This is a genomic window from Rhizobium sp. SSA_523 (genome assembly GCF_030435705.1).
In the GTDB taxonomy this organism is placed as follows: Bacteria; Pseudomonadota; Alphaproteobacteria; order Rhizobiales; family Rhizobiaceae; genus Neorhizobium.
The window spans coordinates 1876102-1891677 of the sequence record NZ_CP129382.1 but is presented as its reverse complement, the minus strand read 5'-3'; the positions used below and the strand labels follow the sequence as shown (position 1 = coordinate 1891677).

General features: G+C 63.0%; 17 protein-coding genes and 1 tRNA gene. 10 read left to right on the top strand and 8 right to left on the bottom strand.

Going from position 1 to position 15576, the window contains the following annotated elements:
* Positions 1 to 208 precede the first annotated feature (208 nt).
* Together mnmA and QTJ18_RS17435 are read left to right on the top strand one after the other, a co-directional pair.
* Positions 209 to 1405, top strand: coding sequence for a tRNA 2-thiouridine(34) synthase MnmA (gene mnmA / locus QTJ18_RS17440; RefSeq protein WP_252752754.1), 1197 nt, complete (start codon positions 209 to 211; stop codon positions 1403 to 1405).
* Between the two features lie 181 nt (positions 1406 to 1586).
* Positions 1587 to 1663, top strand: a tRNA-Met gene (locus tag QTJ18_RS17435).
* Between the two features lie 221 nt (positions 1664 to 1884).
* Here QTJ18_RS17435 and QTJ18_RS17430 read toward each other — a convergent pair.
* Complete coding sequence (locus tag QTJ18_RS17430; RefSeq protein WP_252752755.1) at positions 1885 to 2106, bottom strand: helix-turn-helix domain-containing protein; 222 nt, start codon at positions 2104 to 2106, stop codon at positions 1885 to 1887.
* Positions 2107 to 2271: 165 nt separating this feature from the next.
* On the opposite strand from QTJ18_RS17430, the gene QTJ18_RS17425 reads away from it, so the two are divergent.
* The 5 genes from QTJ18_RS17425 to QTJ18_RS17405 all read left to right on the top strand — a co-directional run bounded on the left by QTJ18_RS17425 (position 2272) and on the right by QTJ18_RS17405 (position 5724).
* A complete protein-coding gene (locus QTJ18_RS17425) occupies positions 2272 to 2499 on the top strand; it encodes a hypothetical protein (RefSeq protein ID WP_252752756.1) in 228 nt (75 codons plus the stop codon).
* A 108-nt stretch (positions 2500 to 2607) separates the two neighbouring features.
* Positions 2608 to 3585 (top strand): 1-phosphofructokinase family hexose kinase, encoded by a 978-nt coding sequence (locus tag QTJ18_RS17420; RefSeq protein WP_252752757.1) that lies wholly within the window; start codon positions 2608 to 2610, stop codon positions 3583 to 3585.
* Positions 3586 to 3692: 107 nt separating this feature from the next.
* Positions 3693 to 4523, top strand: a complete 831-nt coding sequence (locus QTJ18_RS17415; RefSeq protein WP_252752758.1) for a universal stress protein — start codon at positions 3693 to 3695, stop codon at positions 4521 to 4523.
* A gap of 276 nt (positions 4524 to 4799) precedes the next feature.
* Positions 4800 to 5141, top strand: coding sequence for a hypothetical protein (locus tag QTJ18_RS17410; RefSeq protein ID WP_252752759.1), 342 nt, complete (start codon positions 4800 to 4802; stop codon positions 5139 to 5141).
* 229 nt (positions 5142 to 5370) lie between these two features.
* The gene (locus QTJ18_RS17405) at positions 5371 to 5724 is read left to right on the top strand and encodes a DMT family protein (protein ID WP_252752760.1); all 354 of its coding nucleotides are present in this window, start codon (positions 5371 to 5373) and stop codon (positions 5722 to 5724) included.
* Positions 5725 to 5857: 133 nt separating this feature from the next.
* Here QTJ18_RS17405 and QTJ18_RS17400 read toward each other — a convergent pair whose 3' ends face one another.
* Positions 5858 to 6718 carry a glycerophosphodiester phosphodiesterase gene (locus QTJ18_RS17400; protein ID WP_252752761.1) on the bottom strand — a complete coding sequence of 287 codons (861 nt, stop codon included), beginning with the start codon at positions 6716 to 6718 and terminating at the stop codon, positions 5858 to 5860.
* Between the two features lie 288 nt (positions 6719 to 7006).
* Here QTJ18_RS17400 and QTJ18_RS17395 point away from each other — a divergent pair, with 288 nt between their 5' ends.
* On the top strand, positions 7007 to 7819 hold the full coding sequence (locus QTJ18_RS17395) for an SDR family oxidoreductase (RefSeq protein ID WP_252752910.1): 813 nt from the start codon (positions 7007 to 7009) through the stop codon (positions 7817 to 7819).
* 158 nt (positions 7820 to 7977) lie between these two features.
* Here QTJ18_RS17395 and QTJ18_RS17390 read toward each other — a convergent pair whose 3' ends face one another.
* From QTJ18_RS17390 to QTJ18_RS17375, 4 genes are all read right to left on the bottom strand, one after another.
* Positions 7978 to 8304, bottom strand: a complete 327-nt coding sequence (locus tag QTJ18_RS17390) for a hypothetical protein (protein ID WP_252752762.1) — start codon at positions 8302 to 8304, stop codon at positions 7978 to 7980.
* A complete protein-coding gene (locus tag QTJ18_RS17385; RefSeq protein ID WP_354669071.1) occupies positions 8304 to 9653 on the bottom strand; it encodes an NAD(P)/FAD-dependent oxidoreductase in 1350 nt (449 codons plus the stop codon). Before QTJ18_RS17385 ends, QTJ18_RS17390 begins: the two co-directional genes overlap by 1 nt.
* A gap of 636 nt (positions 9654 to 10289) precedes the next feature.
* Positions 10290 to 12977, bottom strand: coding sequence for a malto-oligosyltrehalose synthase (gene treY, locus QTJ18_RS17380; RefSeq protein ID WP_252752763.1), 2688 nt, complete (start codon positions 12975 to 12977; stop codon positions 10290 to 10292).
* A 172-nt stretch (positions 12978 to 13149) separates the two neighbouring features.
* Positions 13150 to 13422: a hypothetical protein gene (locus QTJ18_RS17375; protein WP_252752764.1), complete on the bottom strand. Its 273-nt coding sequence runs from the start codon at positions 13420 to 13422 to the stop codon at positions 13150 to 13152.
* 332 nt (positions 13423 to 13754) lie between these two features.
* On the opposite strand from QTJ18_RS17375, the gene QTJ18_RS17370 reads away from it, so the two are divergent.
* On the top strand, positions 13755 to 13943 hold the full coding sequence (locus QTJ18_RS17370; RefSeq protein WP_252752765.1) for a DUF3008 family protein: 189 nt from the start codon (positions 13755 to 13757) through the stop codon (positions 13941 to 13943).
* 163 nt (positions 13944 to 14106) lie between these two features.
* A complete protein-coding gene (locus tag QTJ18_RS17365; RefSeq protein ID WP_252752766.1) occupies positions 14107 to 14469 on the top strand; it encodes a hypothetical protein in 363 nt (120 codons plus the stop codon).
* A 135-nt stretch (positions 14470 to 14604) separates the two neighbouring features.
* Here the strand turns inward: QTJ18_RS17365 and hutX are convergent, their stop codons facing one another.
* Together hutX and hmuQ are read right to left on the bottom strand one after the other, a co-directional pair.
* A complete protein-coding gene (hutX, locus tag QTJ18_RS17360; protein WP_252752767.1) occupies positions 14605 to 15135 on the bottom strand; it encodes a heme utilization cystosolic carrier protein HutX in 531 nt (176 codons plus the stop codon).
* Complete coding sequence (gene hmuQ / locus QTJ18_RS17355; protein ID WP_252752768.1) at positions 15132 to 15476, bottom strand: heme-degrading protein HmuQ; 345 nt, start codon at positions 15474 to 15476, stop codon at positions 15132 to 15134. The genes hutX and hmuQ overlap by 4 nt, the downstream gene beginning before the upstream one ends.
* Positions 15477 to 15576: the final 100 nt, after the last annotated feature.

Sequence of the window (15576 nt, the reverse complement as noted above, 5' to 3'; positions counted from 1 at the left end):
CCATTGTGCATGGCTGCACCTTGTGCCTGGCGATCCTGACTGCCTATTGTGCCTGCCTATTGTAAATGCGCTCGGCCCGGCCTCTTGCAGCCGCCCGGAGCGGCCATGATCCCGCTGCGCCATTCGGTGATGCGCCTGCGGGATAAGGCGCTTAGGGATGTCGCCTCCAAGATATGAACCGTGTTCCTGCGATGAAGAGAGTGTTCCTGTGAATACGCTGGATTTTGACAAGAAGCCGGAAGATACGCGCATCGTCGTTGCCATGTCGGGCGGCGTGGATTCCTCCGTCGTGGCGGGTCTCCTGAAGCGCCAGGGCTATGACGTGCTGGGCATTACGCTGCAGCTTTACGATCATGGCGCGGCGGTTCACCGGGCCGGCTCCTGCTGCGCGGGACAGGATATCGACGATGCGCGGCGTGTGTCCGAGACGCTGGGCATTCCCCATTACGTCCTGGATTACGAGAAGCGCTTCCGCGAGACGGTGATCAACCCCTTTGCCGAAGCCTATGCCATGGGCGAAACGCCGGTGCCCTGCGTGGCCTGCAACCAGACGGTCAAATTCGCCGATCTTCTGGCGACAGCGCGCGATCTCGGTGCCGATGCGCTGGCCACCGGCCATTATATCCGCTCCAGCAGAAATCCGACCGCCGAAAACCCGAACCGTCGCGCGCTGTTCCGGCCTGTCGATGCGGATCGCGACCAGAGCTGGTTCCTGTTTGCCACCACGCAGGAGCAGATCGATTACCTGCGCTTTCCGCTGGGCGGCATGTCGAAGGCACAGGTACGCGCGCTGGCCGAGGAAATGGGCCTGGTGGTGGCGAAAAAGGCTGATAGCCAGGATATCTGTTTCGTGCCGCAGGGCCGCTATTCCGATATCATCAGCAAGGTGAAGCCGAATGCGGCGCTTGCCGGCGATATCGTGCATCTGGACGGCCGGGTTCTCGGCCGTCATGACGGCATCGTGCATTATACGATCGGCCAGCGCAAAGGCCTCGGCGTCGCCACCGGCGATCCGCTCTATGTCGTGTTTCTCGATGCCCGGTCGCGCCGCGTCATCGTTGGTCCGCGGGAAGCGCTGGACACGCATCGGGTCTATCTGCGCGACATGAACTGGATCGGCGACCGCCCGCTTCAGGAGGATGCGCGCCAGGGCTTTGCCTGCTTCGCCAAGGTTCGTTCGACGCGGCCGCCGACACCGGCGACGCTGTTTTGCGACGAAACGGGCGTCTATGTGGATCTGGCGATCGGCGAGGCTGGCGTGGCGCCGGGCCAGGCCTGTGTGCTCTATTCGGCGGAAGGCGCCGATGCGCGCGTCTGGGGCGGCGGTTTCATCGAGCGGTCGGAACGCGCGGCCTCGGCCGAAGCCGCCCTGAAAGCGGTTCTTGCCACCCCGGCGGCGGCCTGAAACGCAGGCATTTGCCGCTGCGCAAGGGCATGCAGAAGGGCGGGGGCAAGACCTGCCCTGGGCCTGTGGAAGCATGAGGGTTTTTTCAAGATCGCATGCTTGACTTTGGTCGGAGCATCACTCTATAAGCCCCCATCGCGCCGGACGGGGCCGCTTTTCGAAGCGAACCGGGGCGCGGTGTGGCGGGGTAGCTCAGGTGGTTAGAGCGTGGGATTCATAACCCCAAGGTCGGCGGTTCAAGTCCGCCCCCCGCTACCACCTCAATCACTGATGGTTCAGCACTGATGGTTGAGCACTGATGGCTGAGTTGTCTGATGGTCAGGGCGCACGTTTTCGTGGCGCCCTTTTTTATTGTCTGCCGCCCGGTTATATCGCGGGCGAGCGAGCCTGAAATTCAGATCCGATCGTTCATCATCCAACCGGTCGGAAACCCGAGGGCGTTGCAGGCGAGAGCCGTTCACCGGTCTCGCCCTGCCGCGTTAGAGTATCAGCTGGCGCAGTTGCAGGGCGCTGGCTACCCGCTGCAGTCGCGCGGGGTCGAGATCTGAGCCGCCCTCGATGGCTTCCAGTTCATCGACTGTCAGGCCACAGGTAATGGCCAGATCATCCAGACTGTATCCTGCCGCGCGTCGCGCGTCGGCAAGCGTGGATGCAATGGACACAGAGGATACGGACTCAATATTGTTTTGAGCGATAGTCATTCTACACTCCTTTGATATGCCGGCCGACGGGCCGGATAAGGCATGTTCAGCAGCAAAGGATGTCGCGGGAGCAAAAGTTTCCGCGGCGCACCATAGATAGGCGGTCCGACGCGCGAATCAAAGCGGTAAACTGCGCAAAAGCCGCAAAAGCGGCAGAATTTCATCATGATCATTGAAAACCTGATTAATTTTTGGGCAAATCAAGGGATTTTCCCGATTTGCATCCGCTTTCGCGGCCGGTTTCGGTCCTCTTTTTACCACCGTCCCGCTCCGCTCCGGCCGTCTTTCCTGCGTCTTCAGGCGGTGGGGCTGCTGCTTTCCATCGCTTGTCACCTCGCCTGGCCCCCGGTCTTCGCAGGTGCAGCATGGGCGGATGCGGCGCGCGGCGTCTGATTTTTAAGGCAGGCGGATGCGCGAAATCAAACAAGGGCGCCGCTCATTCGTTAGGGTGTCGCCATTGGATGGCAAACCGCCGTCGAACCCGTTTTGAAAGAGGCAGGCATGTCCGACATTGTGTGTATCACCCTCAATCCGACGCTCGACCTGTCCAACGAGGTGGACCGCGTGGTTGCCACGCACAAGATGCGGGTGCGCAACCAAAGGCAGGATGTCGGCGGCGGCGGCATCAATGTCGCCCGTGTCCTTGTCGAACTTAAAGGCGAAGCGGGCGGCGAAGCGGATGTCGTGGTCCTCTCGGGCGGCGCCACCGGCCAGCTTCTGGCCGCGGCGCTTTCGGCAATGCCCTTCAAGCTGCACATTCTCCCCATGCAGGGCGAGGTCCGTATCGCGGTCATGGTCTATGAGACTGAGACCGGGCAGGAATATCGTTTCGTGCCGGAAGGGCCGGTGGTCAGTGCGATCGAGATCGATCGCGTGCTCTTGGCGCTGGAAAGCCTGCCCGCCCGTTATATGGTTGCCAGCGGCAGTCTCCCGCGCGGCGCGGCGCCGGATACCTATGCCAGGATCAGCCGGATCGCCGCGCGGGCGGGCGCCCGCTTCGTGCTGGATGCATCCGGCGAGGCTTTGGCGGCGGCTCTTGCGGAAGGCGGCATCTACCTGTTCAAGCCGAGCCTCAGCGAATTGGAAAGACTGGTGGGCCATAGCCTGGACGTGCAGGCTGCCGCCGATGTCGCTTCGGATCTCGTGGCCCGCGGCAAGGCACAGGTGATCGCCCTGACGCTGGGCGCGGATGGGGCCATGCTGATCAATGCCGAGGGCAGGACGCGCCTGCCGGCCATCCTCGTCCCGGTTCGCTCTGCGGTCGGCGCCGGAGACAGTTTCGTCGGGGCCATGGTCTTTGCGCTCTCGCGTGGGCAGGCCCTGCAGCGGGCCTTCCGGTTTGGATTGGCCGCCGGCGCCGCCGCGGTGATGACGCCGGGAACCGATCTTTGCCGGCGCGCCGACATCCTGGCGCTTTACCGGCAGGCCTGCCTCGATACGGGCGATCCGGATCGCCTCGATTGGGTTTCCGGCGGGTAATCAGCTTTCTTGCCTCGGGGTTGACCCGGATCAATCCCCGCTCTGTGCGGCGCCGCTATGGTTCAACTGAAGAGCCGGGTGGCTCGCAAAGGTTGAGGAGGTCGATCATGCCGTTCAAGACAATTCTGGCGATACTGGGAAGCAAGGAAGAGGGGGCGGATATCCACGCTGCCATCGAGATGGCGGCGCAGTTTAATGCGCATCTGTCCGTTCTCGTCGTGGATGTCTCCGCGCCGCCCACCATCGGCGATTATCCCGTGGGCACGCAGTGGCTGGACAGCCGGGTCGAGGACATCCGCATCCTGCACGCGGCGGCCGACAAGGTGAAGGCCATCTGCGAGACTGCGGCCATTCCCTTCGATCTGGAACGCTATTACACCGAGAGGCCGTTCCTTGCCGATCTCGTCTTCCAGCGCGCCCTCTATGCCGATCTCGTGGTGATGGGCCATCGCACGCGCTCGGAGGCGACGATCCTCAATGCCGTGGTCGACGGCGCTGTCTTCGATGCGCAGCGGCCCATGCTTCTTTTGCCGGTGCGCGATACGGGGCCGGACCAGTTGAAGACGGTGATGCTGGCGTGGAATTCGCGTGCCGAAGCGGGCCGCGCGGCGCGGGAAGCCATGGACCTCTTCGGCCGGGCGGACAAGGTGCATGTGGTCCTGGTGGATCCGGATGCCTCCTATCACGGCAGCGGCGGCGAGCCCGGCGCCGATGTGGCGACTTTCCTGGCGCGCCACGGCATAAATGTCACTGTCGATCAGCTGCCGAGCGGCGGACGGCCGATCGAGGATATTCTCAAGGCACATGCCCTTGAGATCGGTGCGGATCTGATCGTCATGGGGGCTTATGGCCATTCGCGCCTGCGCGAGCGTGTGTTTGGCGGTGTGACGCAATCCATGCTGGAGGAGCCGCCGGTACCGCTGCTGATCGCCCGCTGAGGCGCAGGAAGCCGGGCGAGGGACCCGAGGGCGAGGGGGCATGCGGGCGAGGGGGACACACGGCCGCCGGGCCTGCGGCTTGAGATTTTTGGCAATGTGGGCTCAAGTGACGGGCCTTGATGCAAAAATAGCTGTTGGCACGCGCCTTGGCGGCCCCTCTGCCGCTTCGCAAACAAAATAATGCACACCACAGTGGGGAACCCGGATCGGCGCTACGCGTTCAAGCCGGGCGATAGATAAATTCGTGCCGCCGCAGAGCGACACCAAGGAGGACTAATGTTGAAGGTGATCCAAGCCACAGGCCTGGCACTCGCCGTGACGGTTGCAGGTCTTGCAACCTCGTCGCCCGCTCGTGCCCAGGACGTCGAACTGCGTATCGGGCCGGATGGCGTGCGCCCGGTCATTCGCGACCCGCGTGATGCCGACCGCCGTCGCGACGACCGCCGCGGTCCGCGCGGTTGCAGCGAACGCGAAGCCCGCGCTGCAGCGCGTGATCTTGGCCTGCGCGATCCTGAAGTGGTCCGGGTCACGCCCGGCCGCATCATCGTGGAAGGCGATACGCGCCGTGGCGTGCGTCGCGTCAGCTTCGCCAACGAGCGCGGCTGCCCGGAAATCTGAGCATCATCAGCGATCCGAGCCGGATCTTCCTGCGCAGCCCAAGCGGTTGGCGGACAAGCCGGCTCCGATCCTGCTCCGATCCTTCAAGGCCGATCGCAGTCGGCACGATGCAGCATTCGAGAAGCCTGGCGCAAGCCGGGCTTTTTTCATGCCTTGAAGTTGACGCGCACCGGTGCAAGAGGTTGCTTCATCATTTGCTTCATCATCTTGTCTCATTCGGAACTGCGTTATGCCTCTCACCTTCTCGCCTGCGGCTGTGTGGCCGATCGTCATGCTGCTGGCCTCCAATATCTTCATGACCTTTGCCTGGTACGGCCATCTCAAGCACAAGGGGACGGCGATCTGGATCGCGATCGTCGTCAGCTGGGCCATTGCGTTTTTCGAATATTGCCTGGCGGTGCCGGCCAACCGGATCGGGTCCGAAGTCTATTCGACCGCGCAGCTCAAGACGATCCAGGAAGTCATCACGCTTCTGGTATTCTCCGCCTTTTCGGTCTTCTGGCTGGGCGAGAACCTGACCTGGAACCATGCGATCGGCTTTGCCCTGATCGCGCTCGGCGCATCCTTCATCTTCCGGGGATGAGAGGCTCTGCGCCAGGGTCTGTTGACATTCAGGGTTTGGACCGTGGTTTGCGAGAAAATAGCCCAGTTTCAGAAGCGAAGCCGGAAAGAAGGGTCAACCCCTTTCAAGGCTTCGCGACGCCGAAACCTGATTGTCAGCAGACCCTAGACCGTCCAAGCCAGGCGCGTTCGGTTGCCGGCGCCTCATCTGTCGTGATCTGATCCGGCTTCAGCGCCATCAGCGCCGAAAAATCGCGCCATTCGGGCTCCGAAAAGCCGGAAAGCCGGTTCTGCAGGTTGAAGGTCCAGGCATCCACCTTGCATCCTTCGTCATGGCAGATGCCGATCAGGTCGAGGCCCATCCGGCTTGCCGACAGCACCAGCTGCCAGGCGAGATAGACGATTTCGGGCTCTGCCGGTCCGCGAATATCGGCCCTCAGCTCCGTCTCAACCACGGCCGGGCCATAGGTCTGCAGGAAGTCGCGCAATTTGTTCGTCGGATCGATGCCGCGCGAAAGCCCGGGGAGCCGGTCCTTGATGGCGATCATCAGGTCGATATCGCCAGCCGAGACGATGATCGAAGGGCCGGCCCCGGCAAAATGCCCGGCCAGATGATCAAGGCCGCGGCTGCCGATCTTCGCCAGTCTATCCTTCATGTCGAACTGCAAGCGCGCCTCCGGATGGGCGGTCGTCATCATCCGGGCGAGATCCTCGCTGAGGATCAGCGGGCCGCCGCCGGCCCGCATGTGAAGCCCCCGTAGCGTCTCGGCGCTCGCCTCCGCGACCGGTCCCTTGCCCGTTGTTTCGCCTTCGAGATCCTCGTCATGCAGGACGACGAAGCCGCCATCGCCGCGCACCCTGAGGTCAAGCTCCATCGAGGCGCCCAGCGAAAAGCCGAGCGCCATCGTCTCGGCGCTGAAGAGCGGCGCGTCCAGGCTCAGCCGCAGCCGATGCCATTTCAGCCGGGTGCGATGACCTTCGTGATAGAGATCAAGGCCTGTGGCTGTGTCTTGCATGGCAATCCGTCCATGGTTGCGGGTCATCGCGTTTGTGCTCCGCAGAGCTGTGCACAGTTCCTATGACAAGGGTTTGACGGAAAGGAAAGCACGACGGCGCGAAGGCATGGCGAATGGCCAAAAAGCGGGCTCTGGACGGGCCGCCGGACGGCTTGCGCAAGCGGCCAGGATGGAACATCGAGCCTGCCCCTCCGTTTGGACTTCGAACCCAAGCAGAGAGGCTTTTTCATGTCGCAGACCACCGTTCCCGATTATCCGACGCCGCCCTTCCCGCAGGACAAGATCCCGATGCCGGGCCTGACGCGGGAGATGAAGCCGGCGCCCGATCATGGAGAGCAGTCCTATCGCGGCTCCGGCCGGCTGGCCGGCAAGCGGGCCGTCATCACCGGAGGCGATAGTGGTATCGGCCGGGCGGTTGCCCTCGCCTATGCCCGCGAGGGCGCCGATGTCCTCATTTCCTATCTCAACGAAGAGGAAGATGCCGCCGAAACCCGCCGGCTGGTGGAAGAGGCGGGCCGCAAGGCCGTGCTCGTGCCGGGCGATCTGCAATCCGCGGATCATTGCCGCAAGGTGATCGAAACGGCCGTATCGGAGCTTGGCGGGATCGACATTCTCGTGAACAATGCCGCCCATCAGGCAACGTTCTCTTCCATCGAGGAGATCCCGGACGAGGAGTGGGAACTCACCTTCAAGGTGAATATCCACGCCATGTTCTACCTGACCAAGGCGGCGGTAAAGCACATGAAGCCGGGCGGCTCGATCATCAACACCGCCTCGATCAATTCCGACAGCCCCAATCCCTCGCTGCTCGCCTATGCCACCACCAAGGGCGCGATCCAGAACTTCACCGCCGGCCTTGCCCAGCTTCTGGCGGAAAAAGGCATCCGGGCCAATGCCGTTGCCCCCGGTCCGATCTGGACGCCGCTCATTCCCTCGACCTTGCCAGAGGATTCGGTCAAGAATTTCGGCAAGCAGGTTCCGATGCAGCGTCCCGGCCAGCCGGCAGAGCTCGCAACGGCCTATGTGATGCTGGCCGATCCGCTGTCGAGCTATGTGTCCGGCGCCACGATCGCGGTGACCGGCGGCAAGCCGATCATCTGAGCTTTCAGCAGTCGCCCGGCGGATGGAGCCCCTCCGTCCGCCGGGCTCCTTCGCCTGGACACGCAATCACATTGCCGGAAGCATCATCCCGCACGCCAAACCCGTGATCGTGTCGCGAGCGCCGCCGCTTGCGTCGAGCGGCCACATCCGGTGGGCAGTCAGGGTGCGGCGTCGCCTGGCGCGGTCCCTTTGGAGCGGATGGGATGATCGCGCCCCACCTGCCGGGCCAGGTCCTCAAAGCTTGCCTCCAGACCGCGCTCGGCCGCCTCGTTGGCGGTCAGAAGCAGGCGGATCGGAAAGGCCACCGCCTTCAGATGGGACTCGGAGACCGAGCCGGCGGTGGAAGTGGACAGCACATTGCGCTCGCAATCCATGAGCGTCTCGCGGATTTCCTCATGGGTCAGCAGCTGCTTTTCGACCAGCAGCCGGTTCATCGCCGCCAAAGCGAGATAAAGACCTTCAAGTTGCGGATTGGCCGTGTTCATCAAGGGCTCCCCTCGGAAGTGGGTGGCATGAAAGCGGTGGCCTTCTCGTCGATCAGCCGCGCGCCGCGTTGTCTTGTGAGATAGCGCCAGATCCACTGGATCGTCACCAGCAGGCGCTTTTCGAAGTTGACGAGCAGGTAGACATGGACAATTGCCCAGAGCAGCCAGGCAAAGCGTCCCTTCAACCGCCATTTGCCGAAATCGAAGATCGCGGCATGGCGGCCGATCACCGCTGTATTGCCGCGATTGTGGAAGCGGAAGGGCTCGGCCGGCCGCGCATTGGCAATCTCGTCGCGCAGGGCCCGTCCGAGATATTGTCCCTGCTGCTTGGCAACCTGTGCCAGTGCCGGAAGCGGCTTGCCGTCTTCGCCGAGACCGAGCGCGGTATCGCCGATGGCGAAGATATCGCTCAGCCCGGTGACGCGAAGATCGGGATCGACGGGAATGCGCCCTCCGGCCTTCGGCTCGACACCCAGCCAGCTTGCAGCCGGCGATGCCTTGACGCCGGCGCCCCAGATGACATTGCCGGTGCGGATCGTCTCTCCGCCGGCGACGACGTGATCCTCCGCCACCGTTTCAACCCGCGTGCCCGTCCGCAGCTCGACACCCATCGCCTTCAGCTGCTGCTCGGCATAGCGGGTCAGATCGTCCGGAAAGGCAGAAAGTATGCCGGGACCCGCCTCGATCAGCAGAACCCTGAAATCCTCCTGCGGCAAGGTGCGGAAGTCACGGGTGATCATGAAATGGCCGAGTTCGGCTATGGCGCCGGCCATTTCGACACCTGTTGGCCCGCCGCCAATGATGACATTGGTGAGAAGCGCCTTCTTTTCCTCCGGATCGGCCGAAAGCTCGGCCCGCTCGAAGGCGAGAAGCAATCTCTGGCGGATCAGCCGCGCCTCGTGGATCGTCTTCAATCCGGGCGCGATGCGGCGCCACTCGTCATGGCCGAAATAATTGTAATCCGAGCCGGTGGCTATCACCAGCCGGTCATAGGGGATGGGCGGGCCTTGATCGATAAGCACGCTGCGGGAGGGGATGTCGATGCCCTGCACCTCCGCCAGCACCACCTTGATATTGCGGAAACGGCCAAGCGTGCGGCGGATGGGTTCGGCAATATCGGCAGGCGATAGCGCGGCGGTCGCCACCTGGTACAGCAGGGGCTGGAAGAGATTGTGGTTGCGCCGATCGATCACGGTGACGTCGAGCTGCGTGTTGCCGAGTTCCCGCGCCACCGCCAGACCACCAAAACCGGCGCCGATGATGACAATCCTGTGGGACGATGCCGGTGCCGGTGCAGATCTGGCCGCCGGCTGGCCGCTGAGGATGGACATATCGGGCGTGATGCTCATCGGCTTTCCTTGATCTGCATAGGGCCTACTCACATAAGGCCCTGATCGTCATAGATTCCGCGCGTCGAGGCCACCGGGTGGGGCGTTGGGTTGGATTTCGACACCCAGGACTGCGTTTCGACGCCGACGCTATCGCTCAACCGCGATGGCCGGATAAGGTTCCGATAGTGCATTGGAACCAAAGAGCATTGCTCGCGTTTTCCCGTCGGAACAACATGGAGCGTCAAGAATGAACAGCATCGTCTGGCTCGTCGGAGCCGTTGTCATCATCATCGCCATCCTTAACCTCGTCGGCTTTGCCTGAGACGGTGACTGCCGCCGAGTGTTTTTTGGTCAATCTTTGAAGAGAGGGAGGGAATCATGAACAGCATCGTTTGGCTCGTTGGAGCCGTTGTGATCGTTCTGGCAATCTTGTCATTTATCGGTATCGGCTGAAGCCGGAGCGGCCGGTTGAACCCGGTCCGCCTCCAGCATGACCGATGACAAAAAAGGCGCCGACCCGGTGAAAGGGGTCAGCGCCTTTTTTCGTCGTCTTCAGCATGTGTCCACCGCTTGCGCGGGCGCGGGGGGCACAAGATCCGGAAGAATGAACAAGAAAAAGGCCCGCCCCGACTGAGAGGGCGGGCCGGTTTGACCTCAGCGGCCGGATGTCAGCACGGCAAAAGGCTGATCTTTGAACAGCTGCGCAAGCGGCAGATCCGATTGCGCCGCCACAGGCTCGCCGGTTAGGAGATTGCGATAGCCTGTGCCGGCAAGACCGTCGGGCAGGGAGACCGTCGTATCCTGCCAGAAGCCTGCGTCCGGAAGGGTTGTGCCTTGCGCGCCGACGGCCTTGAACAGCAAGCGCGGAACGAGGACGACGAGGCGCTCCTGCCCATGGGAGCGGCTATAGCCCACCACGTGCTCGGCGGCTGCCCCCTTGGCGTCGATCCGGTGATAGTCGCCGCGCAGATAGAGATCCGCCCGCTTCTCTCTGTCAGGCAGCAGGCGTGCGACGAGCTGCGCCTTCAGGCGTCCGTCCAGCCAGGCGCTTGTCCCGGCCGGCGTCAGATCGTCGCCTGAAACCTTGGACAGCGCATCGAAATCCGGCATGCGGCGATTGTCGGGATCCACAAGGCTCAGATCCAGCCCTTCGCTGCCCTGGTAGATATCCGGAATGCCCGGCGCCGTCAGCTTGATCAGTGTCTGGGTGACGCTGTTGACGGCGCCCGCCAAGCGGAGACCCTGCGTGCGGGAGATGAAATCGCGGCGGAATTCCAGGGCGTCTTCGGAGAAGAGGTGACGGGCATAGGAGGTCACCGATTTCTCGTAACCGAGATTCTGGTCGTTCCAGCTGGTGCGAAGCTTCGCCTCGCGCAGGGATTTTTCGATATAGGGGAGGAAGCGCTCCTCCAGCGCCTTCAATCCGTCCGCATCGTCCGGCGCAAGCCCCTGCGGCCAGACGCCGATCAGGGCCTGATAGATCAGCCATTCCACCGAAGGCTCCGGCGCGGTCCCGTCATTCAGCGAAACCGTTGCCTTTTCATTCATCGCGCGCCAGGCATGGAGCGCCTCCTGCCACAGCTCCGGCGCCTCCGACAAGGCGTAGAGCCGCGCGCGCGCATCCTCACCGCGTTTGGTATCATGGGTGGAGGTGGCGGAGAGGCCGAGCGGCTGGGTCTTCTGCCGATCCTGCATGGCCTCGTGGAAGGCGTCGATCCCGAATGCATGGCCATGCGGCTCGCTGCCCACTTCATTCAGGGCGAGCAGCGGATTGATGCGGTAGAACAGCGTGTCTTCGATGGATTTCGCCATCAGCGGGCCGGTCAGCTGCTGGAAGCGGGTGCGGAACATGCGCGCGCCCTCCTGCGAGGCCGGCGCGACATCACCGGTCATGATGCGCCCGAGAAAGGCCAGCGCTTCCGGCTTGGCCGGTGACGGTCCCTTGCGGACGGCTTCCATGACATCGTCCAGCCTCTGGCGGTCGGCCGATGACAGGCCGCTTTCGGTGCCATAGGTGCGGTAGACCGGGAAGGTGATCAGCAGTTCGCGCAGCGCATGGCGAAGATCCTCCTGGCTGAGCGGTGCATCATCCGTATTGTCCGCCGCCATTTCGATGGCAAGTTCGAGCAGCCTTGCGCTCTCCCCGGCAAAATTCACATCGGCCATCAGGCCCTTGGCGGCGCGGATTTCCTCCAGCAGATCCAGCGGCCGGCCCGTGAGGCTGGCATAATCATCCTGGAAGCGGCGGGGCGCCGAGGGCTCCAGCATGACGTTGGAAAGAGCCGAGATGAACTCGTAGCCGGTGGTGCCGGCAATCGGCCACTCGGCGGGAAGCTGCTCCTTGTCGGCCAGGATCTTCTCCACGATCAGATAGCAATCGGGGCCGGCCTCCTTGCGCAGGCGCTCAAGATAGCCGCCGGGATCCGACAGCCCGTCGACATGGTCGACGCGCAGGCCATCCACCTGGCCGGAGCGCACCAGGTCGAGGATCAGGCGATGGCTTTCGGCAAACACCGCCGGATCTTCCACGCGCAGGCCGGCAAGGCCGGTGATCTCGAAAAAGCGTCGATAGGAAAGGTCGCGCGGGGCGTCGCGCCAGGAGATCAGGCGGAAGGCCTGGGCATCGTGCAGATCGTCAAGCCGTTTGCAATCCTTCGACACCTCGTCCAGCCGCGCCTGCAGCGCCTCTGCCTGCGCCTGCATGTCGGGCGAAGCGAGAAGGTCGCGCATGCGGCTATGGAAGGCCTGTTCATCATCCGGGCGCGCCGATTCTGCGCAGGCCAGGATGCTCTGGGCAAGCGGAAGGTCGATACCGTCCAGCGCCTTGCCATAGGTCGAGGGCAGGAGAGGGTAATGGCTGTCGAAATAGGACAGGGTCAGGCAGCCCGCCTCCCGATCCAGCCGCAGCGAGAGATCCCGCTCGTTGAGCACTTTTTCGAAGGTGTCGCCGAGGAAAGGCAGGGTGAGTCGGCGGCTCCAGTTGACATCGAAGAAATGCGCATAGGCGCTCTCGCGTCCCCATTCGATGATGCTGCGCCACCAGCGGTTTTCCAGCGCCGCCGCCATATGGTTGGGAACGATATCGAGAATGAGGCCGAGGCCCGCCTGCTTCAGCGCCGCCGAAAGCCGATCGAAGCCTTCCCGGCCGCCAAGCTCCGGATCGATCTCATTGGCATCGGCCACATCGTAGCCGTGCGTCGAACCGGGCGCGGCGGTGAAGATCGGAGAGGCATAGAAGTGGCTGATGCCGAGCCGTTGCATATAGGGGACCAGTGCGGCGGCACGATCGAAGGTCATGCCGTTGCGGAACTGAATGCGATAGGTGGAGGTGGGTGTCGACACGCTGCTGCGCCTCCGGACGCGATGGGGAAAGAGTGTTGCCGCGTCGAAACGCCGGGGGATGAGAGCGGTTCCCAAACCCACCGGTCCTGCGCATCTTTTCCGGCGCATCTTTTGCGCCGCATCGTTTGCGCGCCAAGCCGGCTCTCCTTAGCCGGCCTGGCCCGTTTCACATTCACCGTTCCGGATTGTCGGAATTGGCCATGGGGCTGGGGCGACCATCCGGCTGGTCCGAACCAAGCCTCTCATCGGCATCCTCGAGATCGCTCTCGACGATATAGGTGTCGCCCGCGCCGAGCCTCGAGGCTTCCTGGACGGCCTTCAGATTGGTCGTATCCTCGCGCGCATGCAGCGCATCTTCCGCGCGTTCCCGGCCGTCTTCCGCAAAGCGGCGGGACCCTTCATCCGTCATCTTGTCACGGGCATCCATTTGGTCGTTATTGGCCATGGTCGTCGTCCTTCTCTCGGGAGATTTATTCTCCGCATGCGAGACAAAACCCCACAAGACCCCATGCGGTTCCGTGCAGGCTGCAGCTCTTGCCGCTTTCACGACTATCTGGCGCGACTGTCTGGCGCGACTGTCTGGCGCGACTGGCTGGCCTGACTGAGTGGCCTGACTGGCTGATCTGACTGGCTGGAGTAACACACTGGAGTGGCTGGCGCCGGCGGCAAGGAACAGCCGCGCCCTTCGGCCGTTAGATTTCCGGACACGGCGCTTTGATGTGCGCCAGACGGTCCGGACCGCTGTTCGATCTGATGGACTAAGCCAAGGAGATGATCATGCCGGCAAAATCGAAAGCTCAGCAGAAGGCCGCAGGTGCGGCTCTCGCCGCCAGGCGCGGCGACATCAAGAAGAGCGATCTTCAGGGCGCCTCCAAGAGCATGGAGAAATCCATGTCGGAAAAGGAGCTGCATGACATGGCTTCGACCAAGCGCAAGGGCAAGCCGCAGCACGCGCATAGCGGCTGACGCCATTTATCGTCACGATCCGGTGCCGCTCTTGAATCGCAGACCAGGCAGGACCACTTGTCTTTGCGACCCGGTGGTCCGGGCCCCTCTGGTGAAAGATCGGCGCTTTCACGATGTCGGACCTCTTTCAACGGCTTGATGCGCCGAGACAGAGGATGACGACATGCTTTCCGAAATAGCAGCCTGGTTTATCACCATTGCCGTCCTGAACCCGGTTCAGGCGGAGGTCAATTCGCGGCTGGAGGCGATGAATGCCTCGGCACAGGCCGTCACCCAGGTTCAGCAATGCATTTCCACGCAAGGACCGCGCCTGATCAACCAGGCGGCAGAGCAGCCCGGCTGGGCGGTGGCAACCGCGATCGGCGTGACGGTCGGCTGGACCTCGCCGATGTCGCTTCTTGATACGGCCGATCCCAATTGCGCGGCAATGGCCGCGCTGCTCGGTGAGAACGCGCAAGAGGGCGAAGGCGGGGATGGAGAGCAAAGCAAGGGACAAGCCGAACAGCGGGGCCTGGAGGAAGCCTGACCCTGGTTTCAGGGCCGCAGCCAACAAGACAGTGGCCTATATTCGGGCAAGAATGCGGGGCGACATCCGTCGCCCCTGTTGGCACCTTCAGATCCCGGCACCTTCAGACCCTGGCACCTTCAGAACCCGGCACCCTCAGACACCGGCATAGCGATCGCGCAGGGCCTCAAACCTGGCCAGCTGCTCGGCCACGAGTGCGCGTGTCTCGTCGCGCTTGACGAAGACCTTGAACATGGCGGCGCCCTTGCCGTTCATGAACCACACGGAACATGACCGCCGGCCGTGAAAGGCGCGGTCGACAAAGCAGAGGCCGACGCAGTTCTCCTTGCGGATATGGCCGCCGATCGGGCTGTCGCCGTGGATGTTGAACCAGCCATGGCCCTCGCTGCCGGGCGGCAGCCTGCCGCTTGCCTCCAGCACGATATCCTCGGTGTGAACGATGAACAGGACCTCGCCCCAGCCGGACATTTCGGCCCAGATGGCTTCGAACTCGCCGGCATCGGCCATGGTTGCGGCGCCAACCGGCAGGATGGCCAGGATCTCGGCAGGACTGACCTCGGCATTGGCGGCGATCGCCTCCACCACGCCGTCCGGCTTTTCGGCGAGCGCCATTTCGGCCCGCCGGCGACGATCCTCTCCCTCGGAGACGGTCGAGGCGTCCCTCATGCGGCCACCGCGGCGCGGCCGTTGCGGTCTTCGTGGATGATCACCTCGAAGCCTTCGAAATGCGGGCCGGAGAGATACTCCACCTTGCCGCGGTTTTCGCCGGCGCGTGCATGGGCGGCGCGGAACTGTTCCGATTTCGTCCAGGCGGTGAAGTGTTCCTGGCTCTCCCATACCGTGTGCGAGACATAAAGCGTGTGATCGTCCTGCTTGCCGCCCTTCAGCATGTGGAACTCCACATAGCCCGGCATCGATGACAGGTGGCGCTCGCGGCTCTTCCAGATCTCCTCGAAGGCCTGCTCATAGCCCGGCACGACGCGGAAACGGTTCATCGCAATATACATCAGTCGGTGTCCTCTCTGTTAAGTGGTGTTGTTCCCTCAAGATATCTGTTGCCGGCCCGGTTGAAAAGCCTTAAACCTGTCGATAAAATTCATGTTTAAT

Excerpts from the sequence above, each read along its gene's own strand:
- QTJ18_RS17430 (WP_252752755.1), bottom strand. The coding sequence starts at position 2,106 with ATGACTATCGCTCAAAACAATATTGAGTCCGTATCCTCTGTGTCCATT.
- QTJ18_RS17425 (WP_252752756.1), top strand. The coding sequence starts at position 2,272 with ATGATCATTGAAAACCTGATTAATTTTTGGGCAAATCAAGGGATTTTC.
- QTJ18_RS17420 (WP_252752757.1), top strand. The coding sequence starts at position 2,608 with ATGTCCGACATTGTGTGTATCACCCTCAATCCGACGCTCGACCTGTCC.
- QTJ18_RS17415 (WP_252752758.1), top strand. The coding sequence starts at position 3,693 with ATGCCGTTCAAGACAATTCTGGCGATACTGGGAAGCAAGGAAGAGGGG.
- QTJ18_RS17410 (WP_252752759.1), top strand. The coding sequence starts at position 4,800 with ATGTTGAAGGTGATCCAAGCCACAGGCCTGGCACTCGCCGTGACGGTT.
- QTJ18_RS17405 (WP_252752760.1), top strand. The coding sequence starts at position 5,371 with ATGCCTCTCACCTTCTCGCCTGCGGCTGTGTGGCCGATCGTCATGCTG.
- QTJ18_RS17400 (WP_252752761.1), bottom strand. The coding sequence starts at position 6,718 with ATGCAAGACACAGCCACAGGCCTTGATCTCTATCACGAAGGTCATCGC.
- QTJ18_RS17395 (WP_252752910.1), top strand. The coding sequence starts at position 7,007 with ATGCCGGGCCTGACGCGGGAGATGAAGCCGGCGCCCGATCATGGAGAG.
- QTJ18_RS17390 (WP_252752762.1), bottom strand. The coding sequence starts at position 8,304 with ATGAACACGGCCAATCCGCAACTTGAAGGTCTTTATCTCGCTTTGGCG.
- QTJ18_RS17385 (WP_354669071.1), bottom strand. The coding sequence starts at position 9,653 with ATGAGCATCACGCCCGATATGTCCATCCTCAGCGGCCAGCCGGCGGCC.
- QTJ18_RS17375 (WP_252752764.1), bottom strand. The coding sequence starts at position 13,422 with ATGGCCAATAACGACCAAATGGATGCCCGTGACAAGATGACGGATGAA.
- QTJ18_RS17370 (WP_252752765.1), top strand. The coding sequence starts at position 13,755 with ATGCCGGCAAAATCGAAAGCTCAGCAGAAGGCCGCAGGTGCGGCTCTC.
- QTJ18_RS17365 (WP_252752766.1), top strand. The coding sequence starts at position 14,107 with ATGCTTTCCGAAATAGCAGCCTGGTTTATCACCATTGCCGTCCTGAAC.
- hutX (WP_252752767.1), bottom strand. The coding sequence starts at position 15,135 with ATGAGGGACGCCTCGACCGTCTCCGAGGGAGAGGATCGTCGCCGGCGG.
- hmuQ (WP_252752768.1), bottom strand. The coding sequence starts at position 15,476 with ATGTATATTGCGATGAACCGTTTCCGCGTCGTGCCGGGCTATGAGCAG.